The 19,986-nt window shown below is 54.7% G+C and carries 20 protein-coding genes and 1 other RNA gene; 8 read left to right on the top strand and 13 right to left on the bottom strand.

What is annotated here, in order from left to right; all coding sequences use genetic code 11:
- Positions 1–382: 382 nt before the first annotated feature.
- From SIB88_RS10165 to SIB88_RS10180, 4 genes are all read left to right on the top strand, one after another.
- On the top strand, positions 383–826 hold the full coding sequence (locus SIB88_RS10165) for a VOC family protein (protein ID WP_412557989.1): 444 nt from the start codon (positions 383–385) through the stop codon (positions 824–826).
- Positions 827–1,011: 185 nt separating this feature from the next.
- On the top strand, positions 1,012–1,674 hold the full coding sequence (locus SIB88_RS10170) for a Crp/Fnr family transcriptional regulator (protein WP_250283014.1): 663 nt from the start codon (positions 1,012–1,014) through the stop codon (positions 1,672–1,674).
- A gap of 185 nt (positions 1,675–1,859) precedes the next feature.
- On the top strand, positions 1,860–2,723 hold the full coding sequence (locus SIB88_RS10175; RefSeq protein WP_068518285.1) for an MBL fold metallo-hydrolase: 864 nt from the start codon (positions 1,860–1,862) through the stop codon (positions 2,721–2,723).
- A 44-nt stretch (positions 2,724–2,767) separates the two neighbouring features.
- Entirely contained in the window at positions 2,768–4,540 is a 1,773-nt protein-coding gene (locus SIB88_RS10180; RefSeq protein ID WP_412557990.1) for a SulP family inorganic anion transporter, read from the top strand.
- Positions 4,541–4,596: 56 nt separating this feature from the next.
- Here SIB88_RS10180 and SIB88_RS10185 read toward each other — a convergent pair whose 3' ends face one another.
- The 13 genes from SIB88_RS10185 to SIB88_RS10245 all read right to left on the bottom strand — a co-directional run bounded on the left by SIB88_RS10185 (position 4,597) and on the right by SIB88_RS10245 (position 17,994).
- Positions 4,597–5,772 carry a benzoate/H(+) symporter BenE family transporter gene (locus SIB88_RS10185; protein WP_412557991.1) on the bottom strand — a complete coding sequence of 392 codons (1,176 nt, stop codon included), beginning with the start codon at positions 5,770–5,772 and terminating at the stop codon, positions 4,597–4,599.
- Between the two features lie 145 nt (positions 5,773–5,917).
- Positions 5,918–6,766: a hypothetical protein gene (locus SIB88_RS10190; RefSeq protein WP_228195892.1), complete on the bottom strand. Its 849-nt coding sequence runs from the start codon at positions 6,764–6,766 to the stop codon at positions 5,918–5,920.
- A 232-nt stretch (positions 6,767–6,998) separates the two neighbouring features.
- Positions 6,999–8,162, bottom strand: a complete 1,164-nt coding sequence (locus SIB88_RS10195) for a peptidoglycan -binding protein (protein WP_068518136.1) — start codon at positions 8,160–8,162, stop codon at positions 6,999–7,001.
- 4 nt (positions 8,163–8,166) lie between these two features.
- Positions 8,167–9,351: a flagellar motor protein MotA gene (locus tag SIB88_RS10200; protein WP_068518135.1), complete on the bottom strand. Its 1,185-nt coding sequence runs from the start codon at positions 9,349–9,351 to the stop codon at positions 8,167–8,169.
- A gap of 12 nt (positions 9,352–9,363) precedes the next feature.
- Positions 9,364–10,650, bottom strand: a complete 1,287-nt coding sequence (locus tag SIB88_RS10205) for an OmpA family protein (RefSeq protein WP_412557992.1) — start codon at positions 10,648–10,650, stop codon at positions 9,364–9,366.
- A 266-nt stretch (positions 10,651–10,916) separates the two neighbouring features.
- A complete protein-coding gene (locus SIB88_RS10210) occupies positions 10,917–11,726 on the bottom strand; it encodes an inositol monophosphatase family protein (protein WP_412557993.1) in 810 nt (269 codons plus the stop codon).
- A gap of 53 nt (positions 11,727–11,779) precedes the next feature.
- Positions 11,780–12,346, bottom strand: a complete 567-nt coding sequence (efp, locus tag SIB88_RS10215; RefSeq protein ID WP_068518132.1) for an elongation factor P — start codon at positions 12,344–12,346, stop codon at positions 11,780–11,782.
- A 197-nt stretch (positions 12,347–12,543) separates the two neighbouring features.
- Positions 12,544–13,185, bottom strand: coding sequence for a thiamine phosphate synthase (gene thiE, locus SIB88_RS10220; protein WP_412557994.1), 642 nt, complete (start codon positions 13,183–13,185; stop codon positions 12,544–12,546).
- A 63-nt stretch (positions 13,186–13,248) separates the two neighbouring features.
- Positions 13,249–13,677, bottom strand: a complete 429-nt coding sequence (locus SIB88_RS10225) for a hypothetical protein (RefSeq protein WP_412557995.1) — start codon at positions 13,675–13,677, stop codon at positions 13,249–13,251.
- Between the two features lie 13 nt (positions 13,678–13,690).
- On the bottom strand, positions 13,691–14,413 hold the full coding sequence (locus SIB88_RS10230; RefSeq protein WP_412557996.1) for a spermidine synthase: 723 nt from the start codon (positions 14,411–14,413) through the stop codon (positions 13,691–13,693).
- 124 nt (positions 14,414–14,537) lie between these two features.
- Entirely contained in the window at positions 14,538–15,545 is a 1,008-nt protein-coding gene (gap, locus tag SIB88_RS10235; RefSeq protein WP_068518128.1) for a type I glyceraldehyde-3-phosphate dehydrogenase, read from the bottom strand.
- Between the two features lie 113 nt (positions 15,546–15,658).
- The gene (gene tkt / locus SIB88_RS10240; protein ID WP_412557997.1) at positions 15,659–17,641 is read right to left on the bottom strand and encodes a transketolase; all 1,983 of its coding nucleotides are present in this window, start codon (positions 17,639–17,641) and stop codon (positions 15,659–15,661) included.
- 122 nt (positions 17,642–17,763) lie between these two features.
- Entirely contained in the window at positions 17,764–17,994 is a 231-nt protein-coding gene (locus tag SIB88_RS10245) for a hypothetical protein (protein ID WP_114112609.1), read from the bottom strand.
- Positions 17,995–18,062: 68 nt separating this feature from the next.
- Between SIB88_RS10245 and SIB88_RS10250 the strand changes: the two genes are divergently transcribed.
- From SIB88_RS10250 to SIB88_RS10265, 4 genes are all read left to right on the top strand, one after another.
- Positions 18,063–18,329, top strand: a complete 267-nt coding sequence (locus SIB88_RS10250; protein WP_068518125.1) for a hypothetical protein — start codon at positions 18,063–18,065, stop codon at positions 18,327–18,329.
- 3 nt (positions 18,330–18,332) lie between these two features.
- A complete protein-coding gene (locus SIB88_RS10255) occupies positions 18,333–18,671 on the top strand; it encodes a cell division protein ZapA (RefSeq protein ID WP_068518124.1) in 339 nt (112 codons plus the stop codon).
- 161 nt (positions 18,672–18,832) lie between these two features.
- Positions 18,833–18,993, top strand: a non-coding RNA gene (gene ssrS / locus SIB88_RS10260) — 6S RNA.
- 127 nt (positions 18,994–19,120) lie between these two features.
- Entirely contained in the window at positions 19,121–19,936 is an 816-nt protein-coding gene (locus tag SIB88_RS10265) for a TIGR00282 family metallophosphoesterase (protein ID WP_068518123.1), read from the top strand.
- Positions 19,937–19,986 lie beyond the last annotated feature (50 nt).

The raw sequence follows: 19,986 nt of genomic DNA on the forward strand, positions 1-19,986 counted from the left end.
TTGGGATCTCTCTGATATTCGGGTCATTCGGGTCTTACGCACTGCATTTTATTATATGGGATGTGGTGCAGTGTTTCGGTATGACCTGTTCTCTCATTCATTCGGGTCGGTTTGCGGGACCATCACCGAATACAAGAATGGTAATGAATACTGACCTTTTTTCAAAATGAACTCGCATCGCAATGCGTAAAACGCCCGATTGCATCGGTTGACGTTGGGTCAACTTATTATTTACTTATTCCGGTACCGATTTGCGCGCAATATAATTGCGTCTCTGTTGCGATGCGATATTCCAGCGATGATCGAGTCTGTCTTCTGGCCGGGAAAAACAATGTGTTATGGTCAGACAGATTTTAATGCAGCAATCAGTGGGGGGCATAAGATGGAACAGCGTGTTTCGCTGATTACCTTGGGCGTTGCCAATCTGGATCGTTCGCGCCGGTTCTATGAAAACGGCCTTGGCTGGAAAATGACCGAAATGGTCGAAGGGCAGGTGGTGTTTTACCAGCTGTCCAATGGTCTTGCCCTTGGCCTGTTCGGGCGTGATGCGCTTAAGGAAGACGGCAAGTTCGATGATGATACGGGGGCCAGTTTTGCCGGTCTGACCCTGGCCTTTAACGCGCGCAGCGAAGAAGAAGTCGATCAGGTCATGGCCGAGGCCGAGAAAGCCGGGGCCAAAATCCAGAAGCCGGCCGAAAAGGTGTTCTGGGGCGGGTATTCCGGATATTTCCGCGACCCGGATGGGCATGCCTGGGAGGTTGCCTTTAACCCGTTCTGGGAAATCGATGATCGTGGCAATCTGATCATCCCGACCAACAAGGAATGATCAGATTTTCCGGGCGACCCCGTATTTGGTTGTCGTAAAGGCGGAAACTGGCCGCGGGTTCCGGGGCTGCCCTCCATCCCCGGATTTGGGTTCAGTTCTTTGGTCTTGCATTTGCGGGGCCAAGAAGACAAAACACAAAAGGTTTTTGTTGTTTTGAATGGTGCGGGAAACAGACAGGATAAAATATGTCGCACGCAGACTGGATCATGCAGTTTCCCGGATTGTCGCGTTTGTCGACGGAGCTTCGCCAATATCTGACCGATAACAGCCGGGTTATTGATATTCCGGTCGATACCGTGATCTTTGGCCCGGGAAAGCCACCCGAACAGTTATTGTTGCTGCTAAGTGGCACGGTGCGGGTTCAGAAAACATCTGAAACCGGTCGTGAAATTGTTCTGTATCGTGTGCATGCCGGTGAAAGCTGTGTGTTAACCACAGCCTGTCTGATGGCGTATGAAGATTATTCCGCCGAAGGCATCGCAGAAACCGGATTGCAGGCGGTGGCCATTCCCCGTGATGTGTTTGATCGCATGGTTGCGGATTCACCGGAATTTCGCCAGTTCGTCTTTATGGCCTATTCGCGCCGCATGACCGATCTGTTTGCAGTGGTCGAAGAAATCGCGTTTCGCAGGCTCGATATCCGACTGGCGCAAAAGCTGATCGAATTGTCATCCGAACAGCAAACCATCCAGACAACCCACCAAAAACTTGCAGGCGAGCTCGGCACCGCGCGCGAAGTCATTTCCCGCCAGCTTGCCGAATTCCAGCGTCGGGGCTGGATCGAACAGGCGCGCGGAGTCATCCATATTCTTGACCGCGATCAGATCAAGGCGTTGGCAAAACAGTAAAGGCACCTGCTTTCAGGCTTCTGTTTCATCAATAAAATCAAAAAATTATAATATTTGAATGTGTTTGGTGACTTGGTCACAGACGCGCTTCACCATGACTGGGTAGGATGATCTCAACAGTGTTTAACGGCGCCGGATCTGTGCGCCTGACCGAAGGAGATACCATGTCCCCGTATCCGGTAAATATGTCTGTAAAGCCAGACGTTCGCGCATTCTTTGACGACGCAACCAACACCATCAGCTATGTGGTCAAGGACCCGGAAAGCAACGCCTGTGCTGTGGTCGATTCCGTCATGGATATCGACTATGCCGCGGGCCGCATCAGTTTTGATCACGCAGACGCCATCATCAAGGATATTCGCGAACGCGAACTTGATCTGCAATGGATCATTGAAACCCACGTTCATGCCGATCACCTTTCCGCAGCCCCCTATATCCAGCAACAGCTGGGCGGAAAGCTGGGCATCGGGGCCAATATCCGGGTTGTTCAGGAAACCTTTGGCAAGATCTTCAACGAAGGGACCGAGTTTCAGCGCGATGGCAGCCAGTTCGACAAGCTGTTTGAAGATGGCGATACCTATCAGGTTGGATCCATGACCTGCTTTGCGATCTTTACCCCGGGCCATACGCCGGCCTGCATGGTGCATGTCATGGGGGATGCCGCCTTTGTCGGCGATACGCTGTTCATGCCTGATGGCGGTTCGGCGCGCGCCGATTTCCCGGGCGGGGATGCCGGTGTTTTGTATGACAGCATTCAAAAGGTGCTGTCACTGCCCGACGAGATGCGCCTGTTCATGTGCCATGACTATGGCCCCAATGGCCGTGACATCCGCTGGGAAACCACGGTTGGTGACGAACGCCGGTTCAACATTCATGTTGGCGCGGGCAAGACACGCGAAGAATTCATCAAATTCCGCACTGAACGTGACGCACAGCTTGATATGCCGCGTCTGATCCTGCCATCGCTGCAGGTCAATATGCGTGCGGGCCAACTGCCCAAGGATCAAAGCGGTCGCCTGATGCTCAAGGTTCCCCTGAACGGGTTGTAAGGCTGCGCCTTTAACCTTTGCAATATGATCGAAAGTCACCAAACATGACCTTGCCGCGTCTTGGGAAATATATCCCCGTCCTTGACTGGGGCCGCAGCTATGACCGGACTGCGTTCGGCAATGATATGGTTGCCGCCATCATTGTGACGATCATGCTGATCCCGCAATCGCTGGCCTATGCGCTTCTGGCGGGATTGCCGCCAGAAGCCGGGCTTTACGCATCGATTGTCCCGATCATTCTTTATGCCATTTTCGGCACAAGCCGCGCATTGGCCGTCGGGCCGGTGGCCGTGGTTTCGCTGATGACGGCCGCGGCGATCGGCAATGTGGCCGAGACAGGTACGATGGGCTATGCGGTGGCGGCCCTTACACTTGCGGCGCTTTCCGGGGCGATCCTGCTTGCGATGGGGGTGTTCAAGCTTGGTTTCCTGGCCAACTTTCTGTCCCATCCGGTGATTGCCGGATTTATCACCGCATCGGGCATTCTGATTGCGACAAGTCAGATCAGGCACATTCTGGGCGTGGATGCTGGCGGGCATAATCTTTGGGAAATGGTGACATCCCTTGTTGCGCATCTTCCGCAAACCAATCCGATGACCCTGTTGATTGGCGGGCTTGCAACGCTGTTTCTGTTCTGGGTGCGCAAGGGGCTTAAACCCGCCTTGCGCAAGATCGGCATGGGGCCACGAATTGCCGATGTCGTGACAAAGGCCGGACCGGTTGCCGCGGTCATGGTGACGACATTTGCGGTTTGGCAGTTTCATCTGGCCGATGGTGGCGTCAAAATTGTCGGCGACGTGCCCCAAAGTCTGCCGCCGCTGACCATGCCCGATTTTTCGGTCGGACTGGTGTCGGATTTGCTGGTGCCGGCCATTCTGATTTCTGTAATCGGATTTGTTGAATCGATCTCGGTTGCGCAAACCTTGGCGGCCAAGCGCCGCCAGCGCATCAACCCGGATCAGGAACTTATCGGCCTTGGTGCGGCAAATATCGGGGCGGCCTTTACCGGTGGCTATCCTGTGACCGGTGGTTTTGCCCGTTCGGTTGTCAATTTCGATGCCGGTGCGCAAACCCCGGCGGCCGGTGCCTTTACCGCAATTGGTTTGGCGATCGCGGCTATCGCACTTACGCCGCTTGTCTATTTCCTGCCCAAGGCAACGCTTGCCGCTACGATCATTGTGGCCGTGCTGTCGCTGGTCGATTTTTCGATCCTTAAAACCAGCTGGCAATATTCAAAGGCCGATTTCGTCGCGGTGCTGGCAACGATCCTTTTGACGCTGGGCTTCGGTGTTGAAGTCGGGGTGACGTCGGGTGTTGTGCTGTCGATCGGGTTGTTCCTGTATAAAACGTCACGGCCCCATATTGCCGAAGTCGGACTGGTGCCAAGCACCCAGCATTTCCGCAACATCAAACGTCACAAGGTGATTACCGATCCATCGATCCTGACGATCCGCATTGACGAAAGCCTGTATTTTGCCAATGCCCGTTTTCTTGAGGATTACATCTTTGATCGTGTGGTCGGGGATGACCGGCTCAGGCATGTCATTCTGATGTGTTCGGCCATCAACGAGATTGATCTGAGCGCACTGGAATCGCTTGAAGCCATCAATCACCGGCTTGATGAAATGGGTATTGCCCTGCATCTGTCAGAAGTCAAAGGCCCGGTGATGGACCGTCTGAAATGCGCCCATTTTCTTGATGATCTGACCGGAAGGGTTTTTCTGTCGCAATATGACGCCATGCGCGAGCTGCTTGGCAAATTATCGGTGTCTGATGCGATTGACACGAATGACAATTCATCTGCCAAAACCGGCTGAAAACATAAAAAAAGCCCGGCATTCGATTTGCCGGGCTTTTTCGCAATTCAGAATATCTAGCGGTTTCTGAGATGGGTCAGAAGATAAATCAGACCACCGGCAAGCAATCCCCAGAATGCCCCGGAAATTCCATAGAATGTCAGTCCGGCGGCCGTAACGATAAAGGTCACGGCGGCGGCCTCGCGGGCGTCTTCCTCGCGAAAGGCGGCAACGGCTGATCCGGCAAAGGCGCCAATCAGGGCCAGACCGGCAACCGCTTCGATCAGGATACCCGGTGCAAGACTGATAAAGGCCGTGACAAGACCGGCAAGCAATCCGAACACGATATAGAAAACACCGCCCGATACAGCCGCCCAATACCGTTTGGTCGGATCAGGATGGGCATCCTTGCCCGCGCACAGGGCCGCGGTGATGGCCGCCAGATTGACCGCGTGACCACCGAACGGGGCCGAAAGCAGTGAAAAAATACCTGTCACGGTAAAAAGCGGGCCGGGCGGGGTGTCATAGTCATTGGCGCGCAAGACCGCCGTGCCCGGAATGTTTTGCGATGCCATGGTGACGATAAACAATGGAAGCGCAATACCGACCAGACCACCAAGCGTGAAAACCGGCATCACAAATTCGACCGGCGGGGCGATCGATCCGCTTAAATCCGACAGCGCATTTTCCGGGAAATCGACCCCGAAAATCATGACGGCGATAAAGGCCAGCAAAGCTGCAGGCACCGCCAGAAGACGATTAAATCGCCCGACCACCAGCCAGGCAATCGCAATCGGCAGGCCAAGCAACGGATCAAATGCAACCGCCTTGACCGGGGCCAGACACAGGCCCAGCAACACCCCGGCCAGCATCGCATTGGCAAGGGGCGCAGGAATGCCGGCAACGGCCCGGCCCAACGGTTTCCACACGCCGCTTATGATGATCAGGATTGCACAGACGATAAACGCACCGACCGCAACCGCAAAGCCGCCTTCGATCGCACCGGATGTGGCAAGCAAAGCCGCCCCGGGCGTTGACCAGGCGATGCTGATCGGAAGACGGGTCTTGAGCGACAGCACAATCGCACACAGCCCCATGGAAATCGAAAGCGCCATCAGGCCCGACGCGGCTTGTTGCGGTGTTGCACCAACCGCACTCAACCCCTGAAGGACGACAGCAAACGAACTGGCAGACCCGACAAAGCCTGCCAACAGGCCCATGAAAATACTCTGGGGCGAAATATCGCGCAGCATGGTGGCTCCGGAATATGGATGTTTTGATATCAAGGTGACGCGGTTTTCGACCCTAGCGGGAAGTCCTTGATCCCACCAGAAAAATTAAGGCCCTGCACCATGAGGTTGCAGGGCCAGATTCGGTGTTTCGGATTTTTCAGGTTATTCACGAACGCAGTTCAAACTGCACTCTGCGTTTTTCGGTGTCCGATCCGCTTGCGACAAAGTTTTGTCCTGGGCGGTTCGTCCAAATGCCGTCAGCGTGAAGGCCATTTGTGCATTCCAATTCCCAGCTACCTGTCAGCGTCGTTTTCTGTGCATTCACCGCTGTTCCTGTGCATTGCGCACTTTCATCTGGGAGCGAGAATTTAAACTCGACTTGCGCTGCTGTTTCGCGGGTAACGGAGCCAGAAAATTCATCAACCAACCCGGCCCAGGAACCATTGATTGTTGTTAGTGGCAATTTTTTCGCGCCCGGCAGCGGGTTCACATCGGAAAATGCAGACGCAATGTTCTTTTTGTCATTATCAGTAATCAAGTCGATTTTCTGCACAAGTTGCTCAGGCGATGCGATCAGCCGGTCACCGCACGTACCGAACCGAACGATAGCATCGGGAAGGCCACGGTCATTGTCGTATGGAGTTGGGCCCTTAAATCGCTTGGCAAAGCCGCCAACGCTACATTTTTCGTTTTTGGCAAGCCATCCCCGTGTTCGCGGAGAAATCACATCAAGTTCAGTGAAATCTTCTTGGGAAACCGGATATCGTTTCGCCAGTTTTGTGAAAATTTCCACATCCGCCAAACGTCGTTCGGTACTGCTTGAAAACCAAGCGACATTTATAAATTCAATCGAAATGAATGAGCGCCCTGAATCCCAGTAGACAGATTCCATCCAGCCTTGACCGTTATTACGCTCACTTGCTTCTGTTATGTAGTCGCTGGCGGGCTTTAAAAACGCGAAGGTATTAAACCGGCTTTCTGTTGGCGTAAATGAACCCTTTGTGTCGATTTTCAAAGATCGACCTTTTACATCTGTCGGCCCATCAGTTGTGACACATGCGGTCAATGAAGCGGACATTATAAACGCAAGACATATTCTTGAGAGCATCCCTAATATTTCTCATTCTGTTTAGTTGCCTGCAATTAAACTAAGATATTTTATGGATGCATTTCCATCATAAATTGTTCTCCCCAAAGCAAAACAGCCCGCAATTGCAGCGGGCTGTTTAAGGATTTGAGCAGGGCGTTTATCGTTCAGTAATCTTGAACTCGATGCGCCGGTTACGGCGATAGGCGATTTCATCGTCGCGGTTATCAAGGGGCTGATATTCACCAAAGCCTGCTGCTACCAGCCGGTTGGGCGGGACGCCCTGATCGATCAGGAATTTGACCACCGATATGGCACGTGCCGATGACAATTCCCAGTTCGATGCGAATTTGAGGTTACGGATCGGAACCTTGTCCGTATGACCGTCAACACGCATGACCCAATCGATATCGTCGGGAATTTCCGATGCAATCGTCGTCAGGGTCTGACCAAGTTTTGCCAGCTGTTCCTGACCTTCTTCGCCAAGATCGGCCGATCCCGATCCAAACAGAACTTCGGACTGGAACACAAAGCGGTCACCGACAACGCGGATATCCTGACGGTCGCCAAGAACTTCGCGCAGGCGGCCAAAGAACTCCGAACGATAACGCTGCAACTCGGCAACCTTGGTGGCAAGTGCCGCATTCAGGCGCTGTCCAAGATTGACGATCTGGGCTTCCTTGTCGGCATTTTCGCGCTCGGACGCCTCAAGTGCGGCTTCGATCTTCTGCAATTGCTGGCGCAGGGCAAGCATCTGCTGATTAAGGGCAGCGACCTGTGCCTGTGCTTCTGCGCTCAGATTTTTCTGGGTTTCAAGTTCTGATGCCCGCGAGGCGAGTAGTGCAGAAAGTTCTTCGATGCGGGTTTCCTGATCGGCGATCTTTTCTTCGCTGTTGCTGCGCAGTTCCGAAAGCTCGGTTTCCTTGGTTTCAAGGGTCGCCAAAGCAGCAAGAAGCTTCTTTTCGATCTCGTCAGCCGAAAGTTTGGCATCGGCAAGCTGGGTCGCAAGGGCGGCTGCGCGGGACTTCAAGTCGTCACGCTGGTCGCTGGTATTGGAAAGCTCGGTGGTCAACTGGGTCAGTTCCAGTTCCATCCGCTGATTGTTTCCACGTTCAAGCGACAAAAGATTGGTCAGCTCGTTGACCTGGGCGGTCAAATCGCTTAGTGCCTCGTCACGTCCCGAAAGCGCGGCACCCAGATAAACCTGCGCAATGACAAAGATCATCAGAAGAAAGATGATCACCATCAAAAGCGTTGCCAGCGCATCAACGAAGCCCGGCCAGGTATTCACATCGCGGTTACGACGGCGCGAAAGCCCGATCATGCGATCAGCCCTCCTCGGCGATGGCGGCGATGGTACGGGCCAGAAGCTTGATCTCGCTTCTGATTTCCTGTGTGGATTGCTGGCGGCCGACGGTCAGTTCTTCGGCAACACGGCCAAGCTGGTTATCAAGCGAACGGATATGGGCGCGCGTGTTGTCGTCAATCCCGAAACTGCCCATTTTCATGGAGTCCGCCAGCTGATCAAGCACCGGTTTCAGGTGCATCTGGTTTTCCGCCAGCTTGACCATCAATTGCTGCTCGGCCTTCATCTGATCGGTCAGGGTCGACAATTTGTCGGCCAGATCAATCAGGGTATTGTGCGACTTGATTTGGGAGCTTTCCGAACGCTGGATAGAATTTTGCAGTCCTTCCATATTGTCGGCCATCTGTTCGATCAGTGCCGAAAGATAGGCCGGAACCGACTGTTCGCCATCCGAAAGCGCGCTTCCCGAACCCAGACGGGTGAAGCTTGACAGCCATTCTTCAAGATCGTTGAAGAAACGGTTCTGGGCCTGACCGGCCTGCATATCCAGAAGACCAAGTGCCAGCGAACCGGCAAGACCAAACAGCGAGGACGAGAACGCCGTTCCCATGCCGCTCAGCGGCTCTGACAGGCCTTCCTTAAGATCAGAGAACCACAGATCCATGTTCGATCCGCTGCCGACATTGACATTGCCAATCACATCGGCAACCGAGTTCACGGTCTGAAGCAGGCCCCAGAAGGTACCCAGCAGACCAAGAAACACCAGAAGACCAACGATATAGCGCGACAATTCGCGGCTTTCATCAAGGCGCGACCGGATGGAATCAAGGATGGTACGGGTCGATGTGGTCGAAAGTTGTGGGCGATCGCGGCGCTGTTCGGCCATCATGCTGGCCATCGGGGCCAGAAGTTTCGGCGGAACCTGTGATGTCAGACCGGGGCGCGACCGACGGAAATCCTCGATCCAGGTGACTTCCGGTGACAGGCTGGCGGCCATGCGGAAGGTATAAATCACCCCGACGACAAATACGCCAAGGATCAAGCCATTAAGAACAGCATTGGCCATAAAGGCATCAGACAATGCAGGGAACAGCAGGGCGCCGACCCCGACGATGATGGCAACAAAGATCGCCATACGTGTCAGATAACTTCCGGGTTTGGTAATGGGCAGGAGCGTACCTGCACCATTGGCCGATTGACTGCTCATGATGGATTAATCCTAGCGTTGAACGGTTTTGATATCGACGCGATCGGCAGGGCCGGACGGAACATTCGCACCCAGGGCACGAACATCAATGCGCGTTGAACGCACGCCCTGATCAATCAGATAGGAACGAACCTGAAGCGCGCGCGACAGCGACAGGCGGCGCGCCTTGGATGCATTGGCACCATCGCCCTGGGCATAGGCCTGAAGCTGGATGCGAAGACTGTCATCCTTGTTCATTGCCGAAATCACCTGATCAAGCGCGCTTTTGGCCTGACCGGTCAGCTCAAAGCTGTCTGCGGCAAAGCCAAGGCTGTATTCGTCACTGCCAGCAGCCGGCATCGGGCCCGGTGCGGCCTTGTTTGCCGGGGGAATGGCTGCTTCCTCGGCGGCCGGTTTCGGTGCCGGTGTCGGTTCTGCTTTCACTGCCGGGGCTGTTTCCGCCATGGTGGCGGCTGATTGTGTGGTGTCGGGTGACGGTGCCGGCGGCGGGGGAACTTCGTTGCCCTTGGCAATCGGTTCAACGACCGGTGCACTTGGTGCCGACGATGGGCCACTGTCATCGGACAAAAGCGGCGGGGCCTTTGGCGGTTCGACCATCTCGGCTGTTTCTGTCGTCGGGGCAGGTGCCGGTGCTGATACAGGTGCAGATGTAGACGCCGCTGCGACCGGTGTTGCCTGTGCCGGGCTCGAAGCCGGTGCTTCGGCCATGACCGGTGCGGCTGGTGCCGGTGTCGGTGCCGGGGCAGATGCCGGTTTGGTCAGCGGTGTTGGCGCATTTGCATTTGATGTGCTGCTGGCAACCGCGACCGGCGCGGCAGGCTTGCTGCGCGGCGCAGACGTCGGTGCAGGCTGTTCAAGGGCGATGACCTGATTGGCACCATCATCCATTGCGGCTGACGGGTTTACACCCGGAACACCATAAAATTCTGATTGGGTCGGAAATGCGCTGCCGCCAGCCGAACCATCGATGACAACCGTCTCAAAGTCGCTGTCATAGGTGCCTGCACTGCCGGTTTCGGCAAACTGGTTGCTGGCAAGAAATTCGGATTTCGGTTTGGTTTCCGGAAAGATCAGATCACCACCGGGCATCACGATATGTTCGCGTGACACGGACGGTGAAAGATATTGCGGGACGGTTGGCTGATCACCAAAACCGTCTGCGACGTCCCAGTTTACCTGGACGCTATTGTCAACCGAGACGGGGGAGTATTGCTGTGCGGATGCGTTCGCAGCAAAGAACACGGTGGTTCCCAGTGCAGCCGACATCGCAAGCACGGAAATCTTGGAATACCCCTTCATCAAATCGCAGGCCCCTTAATACCCTGTGTTTGAAATCGTCTTATAACGTTTTTCTTTTTTACACAGTTTTGTGTCGATCGTTAGGCACCCGGAAAATTTATCGAATGCCACCCCTGTTGTCTGGCAGCCCGTCAAATGGCTACGCAGTACCATGCACCATAGCTTAGAGACAGATAATGGACAACCGCTTTGACCGATAAAGCAAAAGGGGCACTTCGGTAAATTCCGAAGTGCCCCTTTCAAAAAACGGTAATAAAAGCGGGATGTTAGTCCGTGATCGCTTTCTTAAGCGTTTTGGCCAGAACCGGCTGGACATAGTCGTTGGCTGCAACCACGCTGCCGGTACCAAGCATGTTGGTGCCGCCATTGGCGTCGCGGACATAACCGCCGGCTTCGGTCACGATCAAAAGACCTGCTGCAATGTCCCAGGCATTGAGATGTGCTTCCCAATAGCCGTCATAACGACCGGCTGCGACATAGGCCAGATCAAGGGATGCGGCACCCATGCGACGAACACCCGCACAACGGTCCATGACCGAATGCAGCTGTTTTTCGAATGCAGCATGATCACCATGACCAAGATGCGGAACGCCACAAGCCAGAACACATTCGTTCAAACGACGGCGGCCGGAAACACGCAGGCGACGGTTGTCAAGAAACGCACCAAGGCCCTTTTCCGCCCAGAAGCACTCATCCTTGGCAACGTCATAAACCATGCCAGCGATGATTTCGTCACCCTTCTGAAGGGCAACCGAAATGGCAAAATGCGGAATGCCATGCAGGAAGTTGGTGGTGCCATCAAGCGGATCAATGATCCAGCGATGTTCCGGATCGGAACCCTTGACCTCACCGCCTTCTTCAAGAAGGAAGCCGTAACCCGGACGGGCACGTTCAAGTTCTTCACGCAGGCGTTTCTCGGCACGGTGATCAGCCGCAGATACGAAATCTGCCGGGCCTTTCATCGACACCTGAAGGTTTTCGACTTCACCGAAGTCGCGTTTCAGTCCATAGGCTGCCTTTTCGACAGCCTTGTACATAACGTTGATATTCGCAGAACGACGGGCGGCGCCTCGCACGGCATATCTCCCGGTGTTTGAATTAAAGAAAAACCGAAGGGCAGGGAACGCCCTTAGTCCTTGGCACGCTCGATATAGGTGCCTTCAACCGTGTTCACGACAATGCGCGTACCCGATTCAATATGCGGGGGCACCATCACACGAACACCGTTTTCAAGAACGGCCGGTTTGAAAGAAGAAGACTGGGTCTGACCTTTGACAACAGCATCGGCTTCGACAATCTGGAAGACGACATGTTCCGGAAGGGTCACGCCAAGCGGCTCACCTTCGAAGGATTCGATGGTAACAACCATGCCATCCTGAAGATAAACAGCGGGTTCTCCAACAAGGTCGGAATTGATCGTGATCTGATCATAGGTTTCGGTGTCCATGAAGGTGATCATGTCACCATCGGCGAACAGGTAGGTGTATTCTTTCTGCTCAAGGCGAACCTTTTCGACGGTTTCCGATGCACGGAAACGCTCGTTCAGCTTGGTGCCGGTACGAATGTCTTTAAGTTCAACCTGGTTAAAAGCACCGCCTTTACCCGGCTTTACAGCCTGGCATTTTACTGCACGCCACAGGGCACCTTTATGTTCGATAAGGTTACCCGGACGGATTTCGTTGCCGTTGATTTTCATGGCACCAACCGTTCTTTCAGATCACAGATTCACAATGCAATAGGGGGCACTCGCCCCATTTAAGGGGCTCTAACTATCAGTTTGGCTGTTTTGCTGCAAGCAGATTGATCAGGGTTATCGCGCATGACAGCCCGTCATTCCCGCATGGCTGGGGCCAAGCTTTTGCCACCCCTGACATTTTACGATGTCAGTCTGTCTCAGGCCTCGGTTGCGGCAATTGCCGCCTTGATGGCCCTGGCACCGGCTTCGGGGCCGTCCGGATGGTTCCAGACCCCGCCGGTCACGGCGACAAAATCCGCCCCGGCCAGAACAATCGGGGCGACATTTTCCGCGGTGATGCCGCCGATGGCAACACATGGCACCGTGGTAAAGGTCGTCCAGATTTCAAGAATTTCCGGCGTAACGCTGGTTTTGGTTTCTTTGGTCTGGGTCGGGTAAAACGCGCCAAAGGCAACGTAATCCGCACCCTTTTCACCAAGGATCATCGCGCGATGGCGGCTGTCATAGCACGATACACCAACGATATGTTCCTCGCCCATGATGGCGCGTGCCTCGTCATAGCTGGCGTCTTCTTCGCCAACATGGACACCGTCACAGCCGGACTTTTTGGCAATGTCGGGGCGGTCATTGAGGATCAGCGGAATGTCGCGGTCGTTACACATCGGCAGGATGGTATCGATCGCCTTGCGGATTTCATCATCGCTGACATCTTTCAGGCGAAGCTGCAGGCAATCAACCGCACCGGTATCAAGAACCGACTTCAGCGTCTCGCCAAAGGATGCGAGTTCGATTTTCGGCGGGGTCAAAAGATAAAGACCGGCAAGTTCGTCAGTGTTCACGGTGATAATTCCTGATGATTTCCTGCGTGTTATGTAACGCCTGGCGCTGCTTTTGGCAATTGCCTAGCCAAGGCTGGCACCAAGGCGCCGGTCAAGTTCACGATCGGGAAGCCGGTGGTCTTCCATCTCGTATATCGCATCGGACGGGGGCGGGGCTGTGAAAACCTGACATCCGCGTTGCCGACCCATGTCGCGCAGGTTTTCGGTTTGTTTGTCGCCCGGCGGATCAATGATCACGCCATCCAGACCGATTTCAAGTGCCGCCAGAGCCCCGGACATGCGCCCGCGACAATCAAGAATGGCGCGAAAGGCCGCAGTCGGAAACTCATCGCGTGTCAGCCCGACCAGATCGGCAAACCACTGTGCCCCGTTGATTTGGGCGGCATGTTCAGGCGACAGCAAAACAAATGGCCGGTCGGCCAACACACGGCAGGCCGATCTGGCACCTTTGATGCCATGAATACGAACGACCGGATCGTGAAATACCGTCATCGGCAGTTCCGTCTTACGATGCTTTGCGTGCGATATAGACCGTATTGATATCTTCACGGTCAATCAGCGGATGGCGGAATGTAATGACCTCGGCGCGAATGTCGTCAAAGGCCGCCGCCAGATTTTCTTCAAACCAGGGTTCGGGCAATTCTGTGGACCAAAGGGCAAAGACCCCGCCCGGCACCAGATGTGTTGCAAGTTTCTGCAAGCCGTCCTTTGTATAAAGGCGGTTGTGATCGTCATGCAAAACATTGCCCGGTGAATGATCAACATCAAGCAGAATGGCATCATGTCTGGTATCGGGGCGTTGCGGGTTCATGCCCGCAATATCGGAAAGTGATGCGCCAAAGAAATCCGCATGAACCAGTTCGCAGCGCCGATCACCCGAAAGCTGTTCACCAAGTGGCAGCAATCCCTGCTGGTGCCATTCGATGACTTCGGGAAGGGTATCAAGAACCGTAAGCTTTCCGGTCTTCGGATTGTCGAGTGCCGCCTTTGCGGTATAGCCAAGACCCAGCCCGCCAACCACAACGTCAAGATTGTCACCGGCAAGGTCCGCCAGCCCAAGGTCGGCCAGCGCGATTTCAGCATCGGTAAACAGGCTCGACATCAGGTATTCGTCATCAAGCTTGATTTCATAAACATCGATATCAAGGCTGAGCTCGCGACGTCGGCGCAGGCTCAAAACCCCCATCGGGGTTGGGCGATAATCGAGTTCCTTGAACAATAGGCTCACGGTCTGGTTCCTTTGCGTTGACCGGGCGGGCAGGGTGACGGCAAGACTGACCGATTGGCCGCCAAAAGAAAAGAGCCCGAAGCAGAATACTTCGGGCTCTTTCCAAATTCGGATCAAACGAAGCTTAGAGGAACTTCGCCATGGCGACAGCGGTGTCGCTCATACGGTTGGAGAAGCCCCACTCGTTGTCATACCAGGACAGGATACGAACAAAGTTGCCATCCATGACCTGGGTCTGGGTCGCATCAAAGGTCGAGCTGTTCGGGTTATGGTTGAAATCAACCGAAACCAGCGGTGCTTCGCAAACGCCAAGAACGCCTTTAAGCGGGCCGTTTGCAGCTTCTTTGATCGCTGCGTTGACTTCATCAACGGTGGTGTCACGGCCAGCAACGAAGGTCAGGTCAACCATGGAAACGTTCGGGGTCGGAACGCGGATGGCGGTGCCATCGAGTTTGCCCTTGAGTTCCGGAAGAACAAGACCAACAGCCTTGGCTGCACCGGTCGAGGTCGGGATCATCGAAAGCGATGCCGAACGTGCACGGCGCAGGTCCTTGTGCAGGCTGTCCACGGTGTTCTGGTCGCCGGTGAAGGCGTGAACAGTGGTCATGAAGCCTTTGGTGATGCCAACGGTCTTGTTCAGAACGTCTGCAACCGGTGCCAGGCAGTTGGTGGTGCACGAAGCGTTCGAAACGATGACGTCATCAGCCGTCAGGGTGTCAGAGTTAACACCGTAAACAACGGTCTTGATATCGCCCTTTGCCGGGGCCGAAATCAGAACGCGTTTTGCGCCAGCGGTCAGGTGTTTGCCTGCGCCGGCTTCGTCAAGGAAGATACCGGTGCATTCAAATGCGATATCAACATTGAGCGCTGCCCACGGCAGGTTCGCCGGGTCACGCTCGGAGCAAACCTTGATGGCTTTGCCGTCAATGACCAGGTTGTCGCCTTCGGCTTTGACTTCGTTGGCAAGAACGCCATGAACGGAATCATATTTCAGAAGATGTGCGTTGGTGTTGACGTCACCCAGGTCGTTGATGGCAACAACTTCAACGTCGGTGCGACCGCTTTCAACGATAGAACGCAGAACAAGACGGCCGATACGACCAAAACCATTAATCGCTACGCGAATAGCCATTCATCCCTCCAAAATTATAATGATTGGTACCTGGGGAGTATCAATCACGGCTTAGGGTTCAAAACCCATAGAAAAAAGGCCGGATCGGCATGTTACCGATCCGGCCCTGTAAATTAAACCAGTTCCTTGGCTGCTTTGACCAGCGCGTCGGCAGTGATGCCGAAATGCTCGTAAAGAACCGGGGCCGGAGCCGAAGCACCGAAACCGTGCATGCCGATAACCTTGCCGTTATCGCCAACATATTTTTCCCAGCCAAACACCGACAGGGCTTCGATGGCAACGCGCGGTGCGCTGCCCAGAACGTCCTTGCGGTATTCCGGCGACTGGGCGTCAAACAGTTCCCAGCTCGGCAGCGAAACAACAGCGGCATTGATGCCGTCTGCTTTCAGCTTGGCCTGCGCATCAACTGCGATCTCGACTTCGGAGCCGGTCGCAATCAGGGTAACCTGACGATCACCATCGCAATCGGAAATCACATAACCGCCACGTGCGACAAGGTTGTCTTCACGATAATCGGTACGCAGCGTCGGCAGGTTCTGACGGGTCAGTGCCAGAACGGTCGGGCCGCTTTCATTGGTGATGGCCATTGCCCATGCTTCTGCCGTCTCGACTGCGTCCGCCGGGCGGATCACGGTGACGTTCGGCATCGCACGCAGCGACGCAACATGTTCGACCGGCTGGTGGGTCGGGCCGTCTTCGCCAAGACCGATGGAATCATGGGTCATGACATAAACAACGCGCTGGTTCATCAAAGCCGACAGACGGATCGACGGGCGGCAATAATCGGTAAAGACCAGGAAGGTCCCGCCATAGGGCAGAACGCCACCATGCAGGGCCAGACCGTTCATGGCTGCTGCCATGCCGTGTTCACGGATACCGTAATAGATATACGCACCTTCATAACCGCCTTCGGCAGTGATCGGTGCCTGAACGCCGGTCTTGGTGTTGTTCGAACCGGTCAGGTCGGCAGAACCGCCGATCATTTCCGGGATCGCTTTGGTCAGAACTTCAAGAATGTTCTGCGAAGCCTTACGGGTCGCGACTTTCGGCTGATCAGCGGTGATCTGTTTTTTGTAGTCGTTGAACGCTTCGATCCAGTTTTCCGGTAGTTTACCTTCGACGCGGCGCTCGAACTCGTCTTTCAGACCAGCTTCAAGACCTTCGAAACGTGAACCCCAGGCATTGAAATCATCCGCACCGCGGCTACCTGCTGCAAGCCATGCATCACGGATGTCGGCCGGGATTTCGAAGGGCTCGTAATCCCAATTCAGTTTCTTGCGCATGCCGGCAAGTTCTTCGGCGCCAAGGGCAGCACCGTGCGTTGCCGAACTACCAGCTTTGGTCGGTGCGCCAAAACCGATCTGGGTTTTGCAGGCGATCATCGACGGGGTGTTGGTGGTTTTTGCCTTGGCAATGGCGGCTTCGATGGCGACCGGGTCGTGGCCGTCAATTTCCTGAACATCCCAGCCAGCAGCTTCGAAGCGCTTGGTGTGATCTTCAGATGTCGAAAGCGACGTCGGGCCGTCAATCGAAATGCCGTTATCGTCAAACAGAACGATCAGTTTCGAAAGTTTCATGTGTCCGGCCATCGAAATGGCTTCCTGCGAGATGCCTTCCATCAGGCAACCGTCGCCCGCAATCACATAGGTGTAGTGATCAACAACATCATCGCCAAAACGGGCATTCATGATGCGTTCGCCAAGTGCGAAACCAACCGAGGTCGCAATACCCTGACCCAGCGGGCCGGTGGTGGTTTCGATGCCTGCGCCATGGCCGAATTCCGGGTGGCCGGCAGTGCGGAAGCCCATCTGACGGAAATTCTTGATCTGATCAAGATCGAAATCTTCGTAACCGGTCAGGTGCAGAAGCGAATAAAGAAGCATCGAGCCGTGACCAGCCGAGAGGATGAAACGGTCACGGTCCGGCCAGTTCGGGTGCTTCGGATCGAATTTCAAGAATTTGGTGTAAAGAACAGTCGCAACGTCTGCCATGCCCATCGGCATGCCGGGATGTCCGGAGTTGGCTTTCTCAACAGCGTCTGCCGAGAGGAAGCGGATGGCATTGGCCATGCGGTTGTGTTCTACTTGCGTCGTCATGTGATGCGGTTCCTGGGGGTTTCGCGGTCGGGCGATGAAAACACTTTAAATACGGTTATTCCATAATTAACGGAATTCGCGCGGAAGATGCCCTTATGGGGGGCATCCGTCAACCGCTTCTGTCAAAAAACGACGCCTGTTACCCGGATTCCGGCTAACAGATGTGTCGGTTGTGCATGGCTGCGGTTCGCCATGCTGACCGGTTTGTGATTGGCACCCCGTGTTTTCCTGATGTTATCACCAATGTCGGCTTGTGGTGTTTTTGCCGTCAGCCGGGCAAAAATGTTGTTGATCAGGGTGTCGGGTGTTAAAGCCATGATCATGACATCTTCACAGGTCTTGATAAGGCCCATAGTGATTCGTCACAGATCAATTCGTTCTGTGGTCTAGGGAAAAACAGCAAACAATCGGGTAATAATCCATGTCGCGGTTGCAACAGGCAAGTGATCGACTGAAATCAGCATTGGACCGTCTGGAACTGGCAGCGGAGTCGGCCATCAGTCAGAAAAATCAGTCCGCCGTTTCAGACACCCAGGAAGTTGAAGCATTGCGTGCGCAACTTTCGGCGATGCGCGCGGATTATGATCGTCTGACCGAGGCGACCGAAACGGTTTCCGCCCGGCTCGACGGTGCAGTAGATCAGCTTAAATTCGTTCTTGCCGAAGACCCCGTAAAGAAACAGGCGTAATCCATGGCACAGGTATCCATCCGCATTAATGGTCGCAGCTACGACATCGCATGTGATGACGGGCAGGAAGATCGCATTCACGCCCTTGCGGGTTATGTGAATGACCGTGTTAAGGAAATTGCCGATGCGGTCGGCCAGATCGGGGAACAGCGTTTGCTGGTCATGACCAGCCTGCTGATTGCCGATGAACTTGGTAATGCGCAGGAACAGCTCGCAAACCAGACCCCGCAACAGCCACAACCGGTCGGTTTGTCCGATGCGCAAAGTGATGAACTGGCTGAAAATATCGAAACAATGGCTGCCCGGGTCGAAGCCATCGCCGACAAGCTTGCACAAAGCTGATTGCCGATTATCGGCGATCCGTGATCGCGCGATGGTCAGATGCGGGGTGGGGGACGCTGACAAATGCGTGTAATCCACTTGAAATTCCAATGACCGGGGACTAAGTTCCCGTCGCTGACCGTTTGCGATGCGCCGTACGCGGCGATCAAGAACCCAGCATAAGGGGGCTGCCCTGTTCGTCAGGTTCGCTAATTCCCGGGGCCGATGCTCATTTCTCTAGGGAGCTGTCCCTTGCCAGGCCGTGGTCTGGTTATACGGCGCCCACCTGCACCTGCAGGTCACGAGGAATTACCACATGGCCAACGGCAGCGGCGGCTCCCGCTTATCTTATTGAACAAATCCCTTCTCCTTTGCGTAATGCAGTATGCGGTGCGTCCCGGATCAGGGAGCATTGCTAAAATCATGCCTGCAAGTCGAGGTATGTAAAAAACAAAAACACAGGAAAGAATATGCGTTTACTTCATCTTGGCGACGTTCTCGGCCAAACCGGCCGCAAGGCAGCGCTGGAAGCATTACCGATGCTTCGCGATCGCCTGTCTGTTGATATCGCTGTGGTGAATGTCGAAAACGCGGCCCATGGTTTCGGTGTGACCGCCAAAATCTGCAAGGAATTCTACGCGGCGGGGGCGGATGTCCTGACCACCGGCAACCATGTCTGGGATCAACGCGAAATCATCGCCTATATCGACGAGGATGAAAAACTCCTGCGTCCCTGGAATTTCCCTGATGGGACGCCGGGCAATGGCGATTACGTGTTCAAAACCAGATCGGGCAAGAAGGTCTGCGTCATCAATATGATGGGCCGTCTTTTCATGGATCCGCTTTCCTGCCCGTTCCAGGGCGCGGACAAGCTGTTTGGCAAGCACAAGCTGGGCAAGAATGTCGATGCGATCATTCTGGATTTCCATGCCGAAACCACGTCGGAAAAGATGGCGTTTGGCCATCATTGTGACGGGCGGGCATCGCTTGTGCTGGGCACGCATACCCATGTGCCAACGGCGGATGCGCAAATTCTTCCCAATGGTACTGCCTATCAGACCGATGTTGGCATGTGTGGTGACTTTGATTCCGTCATCGGTATGAAAAAGGAAAACTCGGTTCGCAAATTCCTGACCAAAATGCCGTCCGGGCGTTTTGAACCGGCCGAAGGCCCGGCGACCGTGTGCGGTGTGTTTGTCGAAACCGATGACAAGACCGGCCTCGCCAAACGTATTGAATCGGTTCGCATCGGCGGACGCCTTAAAGGCAGCTGGCCAAGCGCCTGATCGCCCCTGCAATCAGATTGCATATACGGATCAACCGGATCCGCGATGAA

Origin of the sequence: Thalassospira sp. MIT121401 (assembly GCF_047125595.1) — a bacterium.
In the GTDB taxonomy this organism is placed as follows: domain Bacteria; phylum Pseudomonadota; class Alphaproteobacteria; order Rhodospirillales; family Thalassospiraceae; genus Thalassospira; species Thalassospira povalilytica.